The organism is Streptomyces sp. NPDC006197 (assembly GCF_040613865.1).
GTDB lineage: Bacteria > Actinomycetota > Actinomycetes > Streptomycetales > Streptomycetaceae > Streptomyces.
This window is the reverse complement of sequence record NZ_JBEXSZ010000177.1, coordinates 1-15574: the sequence shown is the minus strand read 5'-3', so window position 1 is coordinate 15574 and position 15574 is coordinate 1. Positions and strand designations below refer to the sequence as shown.

General features: G+C 71.0%; 15 protein-coding genes. 5 read left to right on the top strand and 10 right to left on the bottom strand.

The window, feature by feature from the left end; genetic code table 11:
- The 3 genes from ABZ318_RS34975 to ABZ318_RS34965 all read right to left on the bottom strand — a co-directional run.
- Nucleotides 1-1004 (bottom strand): GMC family oxidoreductase N-terminal domain-containing protein (locus tag ABZ318_RS34975; RefSeq protein ID WP_356906464.1); only part of this gene is annotated, 1004 nt, incomplete at its 3' end.
- A 53-nt stretch (nucleotides 1005-1057) separates the two neighbouring features.
- Nucleotides 1058-1999: an alpha/beta fold hydrolase gene (locus ABZ318_RS34970; protein WP_356906463.1), complete on the bottom strand. Its 942-nt coding sequence runs from the start codon at nucleotides 1997-1999 to the stop codon at nucleotides 1058-1060.
- Nucleotides 1996-3516, bottom strand: coding sequence for an NAD(P)/FAD-dependent oxidoreductase (locus tag ABZ318_RS34965; RefSeq protein WP_356906462.1), 1521 nt, complete (start codon nucleotides 3514-3516; stop codon nucleotides 1996-1998). Before ABZ318_RS34965 ends, ABZ318_RS34970 begins: the two co-directional genes overlap by 4 nt.
- Nucleotides 3517-3707: 191 nt before the next feature.
- On the opposite strand from ABZ318_RS34965, the gene ABZ318_RS34960 reads away from it, so the two are divergent.
- Nucleotides 3708-4286, top strand: coding sequence for a TetR/AcrR family transcriptional regulator (locus ABZ318_RS34960; protein WP_356906461.1), 579 nt, complete (start codon nucleotides 3708-3710; stop codon nucleotides 4284-4286).
- 14 nt (nucleotides 4287-4300) lie between these two features.
- Here the strand turns inward: ABZ318_RS34960 and ABZ318_RS34955 are convergent, their stop codons facing one another.
- The 3 genes from ABZ318_RS34955 to ABZ318_RS34945 all read right to left on the bottom strand — a co-directional run bounded on the left by ABZ318_RS34955 (nucleotide 4301) and on the right by ABZ318_RS34945 (nucleotide 8949).
- A complete protein-coding gene (locus ABZ318_RS34955) occupies nucleotides 4301-5545 on the bottom strand; it encodes a saccharopine dehydrogenase NADP-binding domain-containing protein (RefSeq protein WP_356906460.1) in 1245 nt (414 codons plus the stop codon).
- A 244-nt stretch (nucleotides 5546-5789) separates the two neighbouring features.
- Nucleotides 5790-7292 (bottom strand): NAD(P)/FAD-dependent oxidoreductase, encoded by a 1503-nt coding sequence (locus ABZ318_RS34950; protein ID WP_356906459.1) that lies wholly within the window; start codon nucleotides 7290-7292, stop codon nucleotides 5790-5792.
- A 121-nt stretch (nucleotides 7293-7413) separates the two neighbouring features.
- Nucleotides 7414-8949: an AMP-binding protein gene (locus ABZ318_RS34945; protein ID WP_356906458.1), complete on the bottom strand. Its 1536-nt coding sequence runs from the start codon at nucleotides 8947-8949 to the stop codon at nucleotides 7414-7416.
- A 442-nt stretch (nucleotides 8950-9391) separates the two neighbouring features.
- Here ABZ318_RS34945 and ABZ318_RS34940 point away from each other — a divergent pair, with 442 nt between their 5' ends.
- Complete coding sequence (locus ABZ318_RS34940; protein WP_356906457.1) at nucleotides 9392-9691, top strand: hypothetical protein; 300 nt, start codon at nucleotides 9392-9394, stop codon at nucleotides 9689-9691.
- 4 nt (nucleotides 9692-9695) lie between these two features.
- Nucleotides 9696-11279, top strand: coding sequence for a transporter (locus ABZ318_RS34935; RefSeq protein ID WP_356906456.1), 1584 nt, complete (start codon nucleotides 9696-9698; stop codon nucleotides 11277-11279).
- Nucleotides 11280-11356: 77 nt separating this feature from the next.
- On the opposite strand, the gene ABZ318_RS34930 is transcribed toward ABZ318_RS34935, so the two are convergent.
- Entirely contained in the window at nucleotides 11357-11878 is a 522-nt protein-coding gene (locus ABZ318_RS34930; RefSeq protein WP_356906455.1) for a GNAT family N-acetyltransferase, read from the bottom strand.
- Nucleotides 11879-12193: 315 nt separating this feature from the next.
- Entirely contained in the window at nucleotides 12194-12598 is a 405-nt protein-coding gene (locus ABZ318_RS34925; RefSeq protein WP_356906454.1) for a hypothetical protein, read from the bottom strand.
- 151 nt (nucleotides 12599-12749) lie between these two features.
- Here ABZ318_RS34925 and ABZ318_RS34920 point away from each other — a divergent pair.
- Nucleotides 12750-13624 (top strand): IS5 family transposase gene (locus tag ABZ318_RS34920; RefSeq protein WP_356906453.1). Its coding sequence is split into 2 segments (ribosomal slippage): nucleotides 12750-13140 and nucleotides 13140-13624, totalling 876 coding nucleotides; the frame shifts between segments, so codons are not numbered across the junction.
- 29 nt (nucleotides 13625-13653) lie between these two features.
- Here ABZ318_RS34920 and ABZ318_RS34915 read toward each other — a convergent pair.
- On the bottom strand, nucleotides 13654-14001 hold the full coding sequence (locus tag ABZ318_RS34915; protein WP_150504917.1) for a VOC family protein: 348 nt from the start codon (nucleotides 13999-14001) through the stop codon (nucleotides 13654-13656).
- Between the two features lie 90 nt (nucleotides 14002-14091).
- Nucleotides 14092-14619, bottom strand: coding sequence for a PadR family transcriptional regulator (locus tag ABZ318_RS34910; RefSeq protein WP_356906452.1), 528 nt, complete (start codon nucleotides 14617-14619; stop codon nucleotides 14092-14094).
- An 87-nt stretch (nucleotides 14620-14706) separates the two neighbouring features.
- Between ABZ318_RS34910 and ABZ318_RS34905 the strand changes: the two genes are divergently transcribed.
- Nucleotides 14707-15459 (top strand): alpha/beta hydrolase, encoded by a 753-nt coding sequence (locus tag ABZ318_RS34905; protein WP_356906451.1) that lies wholly within the window; start codon nucleotides 14707-14709, stop codon nucleotides 15457-15459.
- The last annotated feature ends 115 nt before the right edge of the window (nucleotides 15460-15574 follow it).

The following is a 15574-nucleotide window of genomic DNA, read 5'->3' as shown; positions in this document are numbered from 1 at the left end:
AAGCCGCCGGCCTCGCCGATGTTGGAGGACAGCGGGCCGCGCCCCTCGCTCTGCAGCAGCGCCGCGTTCTCGGGGCTCGCGGCGCTGATCAGCGAGTCGCCGTCGGTACGGAAGTTGAGCATCGCCATGTAGTGGTCCTGGAGGCCCTGGCCGACCGGCAGGTCGCGGACGACGTCGATGCCGAAGGCGGCCAGGTCGGCGGCCGGCCCGATACCGGAGAGCATCAGCAGCTTCGGGGACTCGTAGGCCCCCGCGGACAGGATCACCTCGCGCTCGGCCCGGACGACCTCGACGTCACCGCCCCGCTCGATCTCGACCCCCGTCGCCCGTCCGTCCTCGATGACCACGCGGTGGGCGCGGGACGCGGGAAGCACGGTGAGGTTCGGCCGGCCGAGGGCGGGGTGCAGGTAGGCGACGGCCGCGCTGCACCGCAGACCGCCCCGCTGGGTCACCTGGTAGCGCCCGACGCCGAACTGCGTCTCGCCGTTGAAGTCGTCGTTGGCTTTGTATCCGGCCTGCTGTCCGGCCTGCACGAACGCCGAGGCGAGGGGGTGCCCGGACCGGCCTTCGCTGACGGTCAGCGGCCCGCCCACGCCGTGGAAGGCGTCCTCGCCGCGCTCGTTGTCCTCGGCGCGCTTGAAGTATGGCAGCACCTCGTCGTACGACCAGCCGGTCGCCCCGGCGGCGGCCCAGCCGTCGTAGTCGGCGCGGTTGCCCCGGATGTAGATCATGGCGTTGATCGAGCTGCAGCCGCCGAACACCTTGCCCCGTGGCAGGTACGCCCGGCGTCCGCCGATGCCCGGCTCCGGGTCGGAGTCGAGGTCCCAGTCCAGCGTGGACTTGAACAGCTGGGGGAAGGCGGCCGGGACGTGGATCTCCTGGGCGGTGTCGGGGCCGCCGGCCTCGATCAGCGCGACCCGGACGTCCGGGTCCTCGGACAGGCGCGCCGCGAGGACACAGCCCGCGGATCCGGCGCCGACGATGACGTAGTCGTACATGCTCATCCCGTTCCTTGAACGAATACAAACGAATGCGGCTGAGGGCGGACGAAGAGGGGTCACCGCGCCCGGGGGGCCCGGTGCCGTCCCGGGCGCGCCGGACCGAGGACGCGTGAGAGGAAGTCGAGCTGGTCGGCCAGGGCACGCTGCTGGCCCGGTCCCGCGTAGACGTCCAGATGGTCCACGGGGTACTCGCGCAGCTCCCCGTACCGGCCGGCCCTGCGGGCGGTGCGCCGGGCCGCGCCGGCCGGTGCGATGCGATCCCGCGTGCCGATCTGCACGAGGATCGGGCAGGCCAGGCGCCCGACGAAGGTGGTGGGCCGGTTCAGCCCGACCTTCAGCGCGGCCCGCGCGCACACCTCGTTGCGGAAGGCGGGTCCGGCGAACGACGCACAGATCTCCTGCGCGCGGGGGACTCCCATCATCGCCAGGACGCCGGGCTCCGCGACCACCGGCACGTGGTGCGGTGCCCGCCCGGTGAGCGCGCGGGCGGCGTCACGCAGCCCGTGCCCCGCCAGGCGCAGCAGTCGGCCGCCGCCGGCGTGGCGTACGACGTTGGCCAGCGAGGCGAGACCGTCGGTCACGGGCGTCAGCGAGACGACCGCCGCGACACGGCCGTCCTCGGCGCCGACCACGAGGGCGTGCCCGCCCGCGTACGACACCCCCCACAGCACGATCCGGTCCGGGTCGACTCCCGGCAGCCGCCGCGCGGCGGCGAGGGCCGCGTGGTAGTCCTGCCGCTGGCGGCGGACCGAGACGTCCTGGCGGGGCGTGCCGCCGGAGTCGCCGAAGCCGCGGTAGTCGAAGACGAACGCGTCGATGCCGGCCTCGGCGAAGCCCTCCGCGTAGTTCAGCAGACCGCTGTCGCGGGTGCCGCCGAAGCCGTGGGCCATGACCACGCACGGCCGTCCCTCCGGGCCGGCCAGTCCGTCGTGCCCGGCCGGCACGTGCCAGGCGGCGCAGCGGACGCCTCGGCTGACGAAGTCGAGTTCGCGCTTCATCGTGCCACCTCCGGCCGGGGCTCCGACAGGACCGGGCCACCGGCGGTGAACCGGAGCACGCTGTCCTCGACCGGCCCCTTGCGCAGCCGCTCGACGTCCTTCTCGTACGCCATCTCCACCGTCCACGGGCCGCTCGTCCCCGCCCGGGGGAACTGCCCGATCCCCCGGAGGACGTAGTTCGAGCTCAGGTCCAGGTACGGCACCCGCTCGACGGCCGGATCGTCGAGGACGGCCTCCACGGTGCCGTAGCCGTGGGCGTCCATGTGGTCGAGCAGGCGGCAGAAGTGCTCGCAGACCAGATCGACCTTGAGCGTCCAGGAGAGGTTCGTGTAGCCGAGCGCGAAGACGAGGTTCGGTACGCCGGACAGCATCATCGCCTTGTACGCCACGGTGTCCGAAGGCCTCGTCTCGCGGCCGTCGACGCTCAGCCGGATCTTGCCGAACGGCGACATCGTGAGCCCGGTCGCGGTGACGACGACGTCGGCGGTCAGCTCCTGCCCCGACGTCAGCCGGATGCCGGTCCCGGTGAACCGGTCGATGTGGTCGGTGACCACCGAGGCCCGCCCGGCCGAGATCGCCTTGAATAGGTCGCCGTCGGGCACCACGCACAGCCGCTGGTCCCAGGGGGCGTAGTACGGGGTGAAGTGGGTGCCGACGTCGAAGTGCCGGGGGAGCTGCCGGCGCACGTTGGCGATCAGCAGCCGGCGCATGAGCTTCGGCATGCGCCGGCAGGCCTTGTAGACCCCCCGGGTGACCATGATGTTCTTGCGCCGGATGATCCGGTGCGCCCGCTCGCGGCCGAGGAGTCTCCTCAGCGCGTGGGCCACGGCGTCGTGGGCCGGAACCGAGAACACGTAGCTCGGCGAGCGCTGCAGCATGGTGACGTGGCCTGCCGTACGGGCCATCGAAGGAACGAGGGTGACGGCCGTGGCGCCGCTGCCGATCACGACGACGCGCTTGCCGGTGTAGTCGAGGTCCTCCGGCCAGTGCTGCGGATGGATCACCGTGCCGGCGAAGTCCTCGACACCGGCGAACCGGGGGGTGAAACCTGCGTCGTGGTCGTACATGCCCGTGCCGAGGAACAGGAAGCGCGCGGTGAACCGCACCTTCTTCCGGCTTCCGGGCTGCTGGGCCATGACGGTCCACCGCCCCTTCGCGGAGGAGAACTCCGCGCTGACGACCCGGTGGCCGAAGCGCATGTGCGGGGCCAGTCCGTGGTCGGTGACCGTCTGCCGCAGGTAGTCGAGGATGAGGTGCCCGTCGGCGATCGACTTGCGGTGGGCCCACGGCTTGAAGCCGAAACCGAAGGTGGGCATGTCCGAGTCGGACCGGATGCCGGGGTACCGGAACAGGTCCCAGGTGCCGCCGAGGGAGTCGCGGCCCTCCAGGATCGCGAAGGACGTGCCGGGACGGTGGGCACGGAGGTGACTGGCCATGCCGATGCCCGAGATCCCGGCACCGACGATCAGCACGTCGACGTCCGAGGGCGTGGTCTGGCTGGGGGGCGTGTACGTCAACGGTGGCTCCTGGCCGAGGTGATGGGGGACGGGGCCGCGTCGGCTCCCACGGACCGGCAGCCGCCGGTGCGGGCGCGGACGAGCGGGAAGCGACAAGGGGGGGTGCGGCATGGCAACTGCTACGATCTGTGATCGTGTTCGAACGAAATCCGACAACTCAGGCGTCGAGCCGTCCGGCGCAGCGCCGTGGGATGGAGCGCAGACGGGCGATCCTGGACGCCGCCGAGGCGCTGCTCGTCGAGCAGGGCTACGAGGAGGCGACCCTCAAGGCGGTCAGCGAGCGGGTCGGCATCCCGATCACCTCCGTGTACCACTACTTCTCCGATCGCCATCAGGTCGACGCCGCCCTTCTGCAGAGGCACACCGGCGAGCTCGACGCGATCATCGCCGCGCTGCTCGACGAGCCCGGACCATCTACGCTGCGTGAGGCCGTCGACGCCGTCGTCGACGCGCTCCTGGACTACTTCCGCGCCCACCGGGACTGCGCCGAGGTGTGGTTCTCCGGACGCAGCGAGCGGATCGACGAACTGGTCCGGGACTTCGACCGGGCGCAGGGGGAGCGGGTGCGCACCTTCCTCGTGGAGCACCGGCTCCTCGTCGCGGACACCCCGCCGCTCGTACTGCAGCTCGCCTTCGAGGCCGGCAACCGGCTCTTCGACGTTGCGTTCCGCACCGTGCCGACCGGTGACGACGTGATCATCGACGAGGCACGGCGCTTCGTCACCGCCTACCTCGAGACGTACTCCGTGCGGCAGGGTGCCCACGACTGACGGTCCGCCGCTCGTCAGACCGACTCGACGATTTCCTTGCGAGGGGTGCCGACGCGCTCGAGGGCGGCGTAGAACGCCTGGGGATCGGCCCAGTCCTCGGGGGCGAAGGAGCCGGTGCGCTTCCCGGCCTCGTCGAGGGCGAGGAGCATGAAGGCGGCGCAGGCGGTGCCGGTGAGGCCGCCCATGCTGTTCGCCATGTAGAGGTCCGGGCCGCTGATGGGGGTGCGGCGGATGGCGACGGCGGGGATGCCGTCGCGGGTGCCGGTGACCCGGGCGAGGAGGCCTCCGCGCCACGGGTAGCGCCGGCGGAGAGTGGACTTGGCGAGGAACTTGACCATCTCGCCGGTCTCCATCTCACCGCGCCTGATCTGGCCCCTCATGCCCTTGAGGGTGTGGCGCAGGCCGGTGACGTCGGTGAAGCGGTTGTGGAGGACTTCCTGGATGTAGTCCACCGCTTCCTTCACGGTCATCTTGTCGTTCTGGATGGCGAGGCCGAGGCCGCGGGCGAGACCGTTGAAGGGCATGGGGTCCAGGCCGCCGAGGCAGCGGATGCGCTTGGCCTGGGGGTACTTGCGCGGCAGGGTGACGGGCTCGGGGTGGGCGGTCTCGTACAGGAGGGTGTCGCCCATGCCGCCGCCCATCGGCATGATGGCGGTCTCGACGTAGGAGTCGTGGACGACGGGGCCGCCGTTCTCCCAGGTGAGGCACTCTCCGGCGGCGATGTGCATGAGGTGTTCCAGGACGGCGCGGCCGACGTTGGGACGTTCGTCGCCGACGACCCAGCCGAGTTCGATGTTCTCGACGGTGTCGAGCTCGCTCGCGGCGTCCACGGCGAGGACGTTGCTCATGCCGGGGGAGGCGCCGCAGCCCACGTAGATCGGGATGCCGGCCTCCTTGGCCCTGTCGGCCAGCGACAGGGCGTGGGTGGTGCTCTCGACGTCGTCGTCGAAGTCGAGGTAGGGCACGCGGGCCTCGAGACACGCCTCGATCACCGGCTCCGAGGTGCGGATGTAGGGGCCCGCGCCCAGGACGACCAGGGCGGCGCCGCTGATCACTTCGAGCAGGTTCTCGCGGTTGTACAGATCGAGGCGGCGGACGGTGGCGAGGCCGGCGGGGAGCTTCCGCGCCAGCGGCTCGAGGAGCTCGGGACGGATGTCGCAGAGGGTGAGGCTCCAGTCACCTCCGGCCTTCGCGAAGCGTTCGATGGCCAGTCGGCACATCTCGCCCGCGGCTCCGATGAAGACGACTCGCTGAGTCATGGCCTCTCCGTTCTCATGGCTGCCGCTGGACCGCGCGGCTCCATACGTGTGTCTGATGGCTGCCGCTGTACCGCGGCGGATGCGTGTCTGGGGGGCTGCCGCGGGACTGTGCGGCGATGTGCGTGTCGCGGTGGTCGGCGTCCGTGGCCGAGGGCGCGAGATACAAACTCGAATTGATTCGAGTTTAGTCGTCGGCGGGACGCCGTCAAGACCTCGTCAGGGGTGAGGCCCGCTCGATACGGGGTCACAGCACGGCGCCCACCTCCTTCGCCGCGCGCTCGCCGGCCTGGACCGCCCCCTCGATGTACCCCTGGTACGCGGTCGCCGTCTCGGTGCCCGCCCAGTGGATCCGGTCGACCGGCTTGCGCACGGCGTCCGTGTACTGGGTCAGCAGACCCGGCGGGGTCGTGCTCACGCAGCCGTCGATCCAGGGCTCGTGGGCCCAGTCCTGCTCCAGGAAGCGGATCGGACGCGCCGCCTCGGGGCCGAACAGCGTCACCAGGTCGGCGAGGAACGCGGCCCGGCGCTCACGGGGGTCGTCGAGGACCCCGTCGCTCCAGGTGTGGCCGGGGCCGGAGCCCGCGGTGCCCATGAACGTCAGCAGGATGCCGACGCTGCCGTCGGGCGGCGAGTTGTCGACGACGAAGCGCGCGAACGGCAGATCGGTCATCGCCGACCCGTTGAGCCCCTTGGCCCGCCAGAACGGCTTCTCGTAGACCGCGAACAGCTTGCTCTCCGTGCCGTTGTGCCACTTGCGCTGCAACGACGTGCGACGGGCGGGAAGGTGTGGAGTGAAGCTGATGCGTTCGGCGTCCGCCGGCGACATGGCGACGATCACCTGCTTGCAGCGCACGTCGGTCTTCGCCGACCGGACGAGGACGTCCCCGCCCCGACGCCGGATCTCGCCGACCGGCGAGCCGAGCACCACGTGCTTGCCCAACTGCGCGGCCATCTCCAGGCAGATCCGTTGCGTGCCGCCGACCACGCGTGACTCCTGGGCGCCCCCGGTCGTGGAGATCATGTGCTCGATCCCGTCGGCGCCCGCGATGTGGAAGAGGGCCAGGAGGAGCGAGGTGTTGTGCGGGTCCTCCCCGTGGAGGACCGTGAACGCGAGCGTGAACAGCCACGTGGACTCTTCCGTCGCGGCGTTCGCGTCGAGCCAGTGCCCGAAAGTCGTGGCGTCCCATTCGACGGCGTTCTTCGCGTTCCACGGCGCGTCCACGGGGACGGTCGCGGCCATCTTCTCCAGCGTCGCCGCCAAGCGGCCGAAGTCCTCGAGCGCCTTCCCCGGCAGGGCGGGGACCGACCCGGTGAACTCCTGCCGCACGCCCTTGCGATGGAGGAGCGACTTGCCGTCGACATAGGTCTTGAAGGTCTTCAGACCGAGCTCGTCGAGGAGCGCGAAGAGGCGGTCCTGACCCGGACCGACCCACTGCCCGCCGCCCTCGGTGATGACGCCCTTGCCGACGCTGAGGTTGAGGGTCCGGCCGCCCACCCGGTCGTCGGCCTCCAGGACGAGCACCGACCGGCCGGCCTGGACCAGGCGGCGGGCCGCGGTGAGACCGGAGACGCCGGCCCCGACGACCACGACGTCTGCCTCGGCCTCCTGGACCGGCCCCGGGGCCGTCGCGGAAGCGGGCGAGATGCGCCCGAGGGCGAATCCGGCGCCCGCCGCCGCGGCCCCACCGCCCGCCAGTACGAGGCGTCGTGAGATACCGCTCTTGTCTTGCTGTCGTGTCTCTGACACAGCTGCTCTTCTCCTTGCCGAGGTATGGGGGAGGGGTGGGGTTCCGCTCGATCGCCGGAACCCGGCATGATCCGAAAGGCAGGTCCTAGGGCCTGTCCGGCGGATCAGGGCCGGATGGGTCCTAGCGCAGCGGGGCGCCCCAACGGACCTGCTCGCGCAGGCGGTTCTTCAGGAGCTTGCCGCCCGGGTTGCGGGGCAGCGCCTCGGTGACGACGGCCGTGTACTGCGGGATCTTGAAGTCGGCGAGGTGCTCCCGGCAGTGGGCGATCACGGCCTCGACGTCGATCCGGTCGCGGTCGGTGAAGAGGACGGCGCCGACCTTCTCGCCCATCACGTCGTCCGGCACGGCGATGACCGCGGCGTCGGCCACACCCGGGGCGGACAGCAGGACGGCCTCGACCTCGACGCTGGAGATGTTCTCGCCGCCGCGGATGATGATGTCCTTGCTCCGGTCGACGACGTGGACGCGACCGGCGTCGTCGACACGGACGATGTCGCCGGTGCGCAGCCAGCCGTCGACGATCGTCTCCGCGGTGGCCTCCGGCCGGTTCCAGTACCCCGCGGTCACGGTGACCCCGCGGACCACCAGCTCGCCCACGTCCGGGTCGTCGCCGACCGGTACGACGCCGATGTCCACCGACGGCACCGCGTACCCCACGGAATCGGCGTGCCCCACCGCCTCCTCGTCCGGCAGGACGGTGATCAGCGAGGCCGTCTCGGTCATGCCGTAGCCGTTGATCAGCCGGGTCCGGGGGAAGGCGGCCTTCAGCGCCTTCACGAGCGACGGGGTGATCGGAGCGCCTCCGTACGCCGCCCAGCGCACCCCGGACACGTCGGCGCCGGCGAAGCTCGGGTGCCGCAGCCACAGGGAGTACACGGCGGGCACGGTCACCACGAAGGAGATCCGCTCCGCTGTCAGCGCCTCCGTCAGTCGCGGCAGGTCGAGCACGGGCATGATCACCGACGTGCCGCCGAGGTACGCCGCGACCATGAACTGCGCGTTGCAGGCGGTGACATGGAACAGCGGTACGGAGATCAGGGTGCGCAGGTCCGTTCCGGTGCCCTCGGGGATGCCGAGACAGCGGATCAGGTTCACCGCGTTGGTGACGAACGCCCGGTGCGTGGTCGGCACGCCCTTGGGGCGTCCGGTCGTGCCCGAGGTGTAGAACAGCGCGGCCACGTCGGACGCTTCGAGGCCGTCCGCCACGAACGGCTCGCCGTCCGGCAGCGGAGTGTCCGCCGACAGGTCGACCTTCACCCCGGCGTCGCCGAGGACGAACCCCACCTCGGGCGGAGCCGACCGGATGTTCACCGCGACGGCGATGCCGCCGGCCAGGACCGTGCCCCAGAAGGCGAGCGCCCAGTCGGTTCCCGCCGCGTACCGCACGGCCACCCGGTCGCCGCGCCGCACGCCCGCGGCCCGCAGGCCGCCGGCCACCCGTGAGGCGCGCTCCCACAGCTGCGCGTAGGTGAGGCGCTCCCCGCCGAGTTCGACGACCGCCTCGGCGTCCGGGCGCGTGTCGACGTGCGCCCGCAGCATGTCCGGCAGCGTCGCGGGGAGACCCGCGTAACCGGGGACGCCGTCGGCGTCCCTGACGACGCCCTCCTGGGGGAAGGGATTGCGCGAGCGCGGGATCTCGCGGACTGCAAGGGCCATGGGGGCTCTCCAAGGAGTGTGCGGGGGCGGCGAGCGCCGTGCGCCGATACGACCGGAGCGTCGCCCCGATCGCGGGTGGCCGTCTCCGTGCCCACGCCGCGGAATGCGCCTCGTGGGCGCTGTCGCCGAAAGGAGGGGGACGCGGGCTGGGGCATGGCCGAGGGCGTGGATCGAGGGTGTGGATCGAGGGTGTGGAATCCAAACTCGAATTGATTCGAGTTTATCTGTCGGCAACGTGCCGTCAAGGTCCCGCGGGGGTGGGTGGGGTTGCGAGGGGTGAATCGGGTGATCGCCGGATGCCCCTGTCGGTGCCGGTTCGCCCCGGATCGAGGGATGGGAAGGGCCTTGACGGTGCCTCGCGAGGGGCCCTAAAACTCGAATGCATTCGAGTTCATGTGAGTGCGTGCACCGCCCCGCGCCCCTTCGACGACCCGAGGATCCCGTGCCCTCTTCGTTCATCCCGCCCCCGCCCGGTCACACACCGGAGCCGCACCCGTCGCCCGCCGTCCTCGTACGGGAACGCGATGCCCAGCGGGCCTTCCTCGTCGCCAACGCGCTCCCCCTGGCGGTCGGCATCCTGCTGTCCTGGAGTTCTTCGCTGTCCGGCGTCCGCGTGTACGGACACCTCACCCTCGGCATCGCGTGGGGCCTTCTCCAGCTCGGGGTCTTCGTGGACACCGCCCGGCGGTACGAGAACCGTGCCGCGGGCACGTCCCGCACCCCTGACGAGACCGGGCGGTGAAGCGGTGATCCGACAGCTCTTCGGAACGGGCCTGGTCGACCCGATCGGCGCGGAAGCCAGGGGACCGGTCATCGTCGCGTTCCTGGTCTTCATCGGCGTGGCGCTCCTGTGGGTCTTCACCCTCGCCACCCAGGAGGACGACCCCGAACTGCTCTACACCGCCGGCCGCTCCCTGCCGTCCGTCTTCAACGGGTTCGCCACGGCCGGCGAACAGATCTCGGTGGTCACGCTGTTCGCGACGACCGGCGCCGTCGCCCTCTTCGGGTACGACGGCTTCGCCTCCGCCGTCGACAGCGTCATCGCCCTCGGCGTCCTGCTGCTCCTCGCCCGGCGGATACGCGACACCGGCCGGTTCACGCTCGGCGACCTCTTCGCCCTGCGCGCGACGGGGACCGGGCCGCGCACGGCCGCGGCCGTGGTCACCCTGGTCATCACGGTTCCGCTGCTCATCGTCCAGCTGAGGGCCGGCGGGATCACCGCCGCGCTGCTCATCGGACTGTCGAGCGACGGCGCGCAGATCGGCTGCACCGTCCTGATGGGCTGCCTCGTCGCCTGCTTCGCCGCCGTGGCGGATCTGCGCGGCACGAGTTTCGTCCAGGTCGTCAAGGTGGTCGTCACCCTGGCGGTGCTCGCCCTGGTCGGCGTGCTCGCCCTGAGGAGGTTCTCGTGGGACCCCGGAGACCTGCTCTCCGCGGCGGTCGCCAGGAGCGTGTCGCCCCAGGGTTACCTGAAGCACGGGCTGTGGGCGCACACGGCGGGCCTGGGACCGCTCAACACGCTCAGCGACCACATCGTCGTCATCCTCGGGACGGCCATGATGCCCCACCTGATCCTGCGCGTCGGTGCCTCCCGTTCCGGAACCTCGGCGCGGCGCTCCCTGAGCATCGCCGTGGCGCTGGTGGGCGTCTTCTTCCTCCTGCTGATCGCGACGGGCTTCTCGGCGGCGGCCGTCGTGGGCAGCCGGGACATCGGCGGGGTCGACCCCAACGGGCAGGCGGCCCCGATCCTGCTCGCCTCCGAGGTGCTCGGGGGAGGATCGGGCCTGCGCGTCACGCTCGTCACCGCCATGGCGTGCGTCGCCTTCCTGGCCGTCCTCACGACCGTGACCAGCGTGACCTTCGCGGCCGCCGTCTCCTTCGCCCGCGACGTGTTCGCACGGTTCCCGCGCGGTGCGCGGCACGACGACGGGCGAGAGCCGAGGGTGCTGCGGACGGCTGTGGTCGTCCTGTGCGTCGTGTCGATGACGCTGTCCGTCGCGGTCCACGACTACCCGGTCGAGTTCCTGGTCACCTTCTCGATGAGCGTCGCGGCGACCTGCGTCTTCCCGGTCCTGATCTACTCCTTCCACTGGCCCGGGTTCAACCACCGAGGGCTGCTGTGGGCCGTCTACGGGGGACTGGCGCTCTGCGTCCTGCTCACCCTGTTCTCGCCCATCGTCTCCGGCACGGAGTACGCCCTCCGGCCGCGGGCGAGCTTCGACTGGTACCCGTTCCACACCCCGGGCCTGATCTCCGTACCGGGGGCCTTCCTGCTCGGCAGGCTCGGCAGCCGGTACCAGCCCGCGAGCGCCCGAACGGGGGCGTGGTGACCCCGAGACGGCACCCACGCTCGCCGAACCCTCCGCGGGACCCGGCCGAGGAGACGTCGTCCTGAGAGGGGCGGGGTTCAGAGGCCCTTTCGCATGAGGACGCACATCGTCTCGTGGCGACGGACCGACCCGTCGGGCCCTTCCTCGTCCCAGGCGTCCGGTGCACGGCCGTAGGCGACATAACCCAGGCGCTCGTACAGGGCGCGCGCCCGGGGGTTGTCCTCCTCCACGGCCAGTTCGGCGCCGTACAGCCCATGGTCCCGGATCCGCTGCTCGGCAGCGCGGACGAGCAGCGTCCCCAGGCCGCAGGACTGCAGCGCGGGCAGCACGGCGAGCTGCCAGATGGTTCCGGCTCCCTCGGAGACCTGGTAGTCGATGCCGCCGATCGCCACCGGCAGATCCACAGGAGTGCATACGGCCAGGTAATCCACCTCTCCCGCCGCAGCGCGCGCCAGCTCCCGCTCCACGTGACGCAGATGGGTGGCCGAACCGGACCAGGTGCACGCCGGCAGATCCCGGGGCAGCAGATCGCGCACGCGGACGGACAGGGCGACGGCGGTCCCGGCGGGGTCGTCTTCGGTGTTCACGCACTGAAGCATGCGACCGTAACGACGGCACGGCAAAGGAATTCTCCCCGCTCCGGCCCACGAAGCGTGGCCTCTGCGAACGGACGGCACGGGGCGATGGCGTCCCTCCGGCACTCCTCCGGAGGTCGCGCAGGCCAGGACGCGCCGTCGAACTTCCAGCCGACTACGGCCAGACGGCGTTCCACGGGCCCCCGCCCGGGTGCTCGGTCACCTGTTCCGAGCGGCCGGGCGATCGGGCGGCCGGTCGACCCGGGCGGGGAGCCGGGGCGCCATCCCCGGGAGGGCCGGCCGCCGGTGCCGGGAGCACCGCGAGGTGGTTCGGAAGACCTACGTGACAGGAGCCGACTTCGGGCTCAGGCCGGCCGGGTGGTCGGCGAATGCTTTCTCCGCGTCGACCTCGTAGCACACGTTGACGCTCGAGTCACCGAGAGTCGTATCGGCGAAGCTCTGGACGTCTGCCACGGATTTCGTCTCCCAGAGGCACGTCACGACGGAACCGTCGACGTGCGGGTAGAACTGCAGCACGCGGGTGCCTTCGGGCGCTCCGGTGCCGTCGATGAGGGCCTGGCCACGGGGAAACGCCGTCTCCGGGTTCAGGATCTTGTGGTGGACCACGACGTACATGGGGTCCTCCTTGTCCGGTGTCGTGTCGTTCGACGGTTTGACGCGGGCGTTCGGAGGTGGCGCCGCGTCGCACATGGTCACCCATTCCATTGTGGGCTGGACGGTCACGCCTTGCTGGATCTGTTCGAGGGCCTGGCCGCCCTGACCGAGCCGCCGGGCGAGGCCGGCGGACCCGAAGGCTTCTGCCCGTTCCCACCGGACGGGCCCCGGCTAGGCCGTGTATCGAAAGTGGATCTTGGACGTGCGATGATCTTGGTTCGTGGCACGTGGAGATCCGACGGCTGCGCAGTGGGCGGTGCTGGAGCCGCTGCTGCCGAAGGGCAAGAAGTCCGGTCGGCCGCCGATATGGGCCCGGCGGCAGCTGATCGACGGCATACGGTGGCGAACCCGGACCGGAACGCCATGGCGGGACGTCCCGGAGCGGTACGGGCCCTGGGGCCGGGTGTACGACCTGTTCCGCCGCTGGCAGCGGGACGGCACCTGGCAGTGGATCTTCATCGAACTTCAGTCCCGGGCCGACGCCAGGGGGTTGATCACCTGGGACCTCAACGTCGACTCCACTGTCTGCCGGGACCGCCAGCACGCCGCCGGGGCGAGGAAAAGGGGGACCTGCGAAAGGAATCGCCGGGCGGCATCGCCACCGAGCCGGACGACCACGGCTTCGGACGCTCGCGCGGCGGCCTGACCACCAAGCTCCACCTGGCCACCGAGCAAGGACAGAAGCCCATGTCGATCGTGGTTACGGCCGGGCAGCGCGGGGACTCCCCGCAGTTCGAGTCCGTTTTGGAGAAGGTCCGTGTGCCCCGCATCGGGCCGGGCAGGCCCCGCACCCGGCCCGATCGCGTGCGCGCCGACAAGGCGTACGCCTCCCGCAAGAACCGCGCCTGCCTGCGTCGGCGCGGGATCCGCTGCACCATCCCGGACAAGGCCGACCACGCCCGCAACCGCCAGAAGCTGGGCTCCCGCGGTGGCCGCCCACCGAAGTTCGACAAGATCGACTACAGGGAGCGGCACGCGGTGGAGTGCGGGATCGACCGGCTCAAGAGACACCGGGCGGTGGCCACCCGCTACGAGAAACTCGCCGTCCGCTACGAGGCGACCGTGCTCGTCGCGGCCATCAACGAATGGCTGTGACCCGCATTCCCCGGTAGCCCGGAGGACCGTCAGCGGTGGCCCAGCACGTTGACCACCCGGCCGTTGGGGTCACGGACGAAGAACCGGCGCACCCCCCACTCCTCGTCCTGCAGGGGGTGAACGATCTCCGCGCCGCTCTCCCGCATGGCCGCGTAGGCCGCATCCACGTCATCTACTTCGACGCTCATATCGGGCGTGACCGGTGCGGTCTTGTCACTGGCCATGAAGCTGATCTGCGCCGTCGGACTGGACGGGGACGCGAGCGTCATGATCCAGCCGTGGTTCATGACCTCCTCGAATCCGAGCAGGCCGTAGAACTCCCGGCTCTCCTGCGCAGCCTCCGACTGGACATTGGGTACGACACGGCGAACGGCCATCGGCAACTCCAAGGTGACAACAGACCGGCGTTGATGCTCCCCAGGAGTACTACGCCACACCGGCCACAGCACACACTTTCGGTGCACGCCCTAGGCGTTCTCCAGGTCGGTGAGGGTGGTGCGGAGCCAGGTGAGTTCCGCCCGAGTGGTGGCGCGGGCGACGGTCAGGATGCCGTGGCGGAACGGGTCGTCCAGTTCTTCGGCGCGCAGAGGGCGGTCGCCGTCGTAGAAGAAGCTGGCGGGTTCTTCCAGGAAGGCGAGGCGGCGGCGCAGGACCACGGCCTGGGCGGCGGGGTCGTCGAGGTGGCGCAGGAAGGCCAGGAGGGCGAACCAGCGGTTCTCGTCGGTCACTTCGGGGCCTTCGGCGTCGGCGAGACGGTGCCGGAGCTCGTCCCGGCCGGCGGCGGTGAGGGTGAGGACCTGGCGGGGCGCGGCGGCCGGGCCCGGCTGGGTCTCCCGCACCAGCAGGCCGGCCTTCTCCAGGCGCTTGATCGCCGGGTAGAGGGTGGACTCGCCCACCGGGCGTACGTGGCCGGTGAGGGCGGTGATGCGTTTGCGCAGCTCGTAGCCGTGCAGCGGGGTCTCGTAGAGGAAACCGAGGATCGACAGTTCCAGCATGCCCGCATTCTCTCCCAGGATGACGTTGCCGTAGTACTACGTTGGCGTAGTATTGTGTTGGCGAGGTATTCGAGAGGGGAGTGGACTGTGCGCGAGGCACGATTCGACGAGCGGGGCAGCGTCATCCGATGGACCGAGGCGGCCGGCGAGGGACCCGCTGTGGTGTTCGTGCACGGCCTCGGCGCCGCGTCGACCGTCTACCACGCGCACATCGCGGCCCGCCCCGAACTCACCGGCCGACGGGTCCTCTTCGTCGACCTGCCGGGGCACGGCATCAGCGACCGGCCCGCCGACTTCGCCTACGGGCTTGAGGACCACGCGGACGCCCTGGCCGCCGCACTGGACGCGGCCCGGGTGCGCGGCGGGGTGATCGCCGGGCACAGCATGGGCGGCGCGGTCGCCATCGTCCTCGCCCACCGCAGGCCCGACCTGGTGGGACGGCTCGTCGTCACCGAGGGCAACCTCGACCCGTTTCCGGCGCCGACGGCCGGCAGCAGCGGCATCGCGTCGTACACGGAGGAGGAGTTCGTACGGGGCGGGGGCTTCGCCCGCGTCCTGGAGCACGTCGGCCCGGCCTGGGCGGCCACCATGCGCCTGGCCGACCCGCTCGCCCTGCACCGCTCCGCCGCCCACCTGGTACGGGGCACCGAGCCCGTGATGCGGGAGATGTTCGTCCACGCGCGCGTCCCGCGCGTCTACCTGCAGGGCGAGCTGAGCGGCGACCTGCCCGGCGCGGACGGGCTCCGGGCCGCCGGCGTGGACGTCGTGACCGTCCCCGGCGCCGGCCACAACATCATGTTCGACAACCCCGACGTCTTCGCCGACGCGGTGGCGGGCTAGGCCGTCTCTTTCGGATCATGCTTAGAGGTCCTAACAAAGGCGTTGGACGTGTCGGTGGGTGATCAGGCAGGTGGCGAGGCCGAGGAAGGCCTCGTGGATGTCGTCTCGTCGCTCC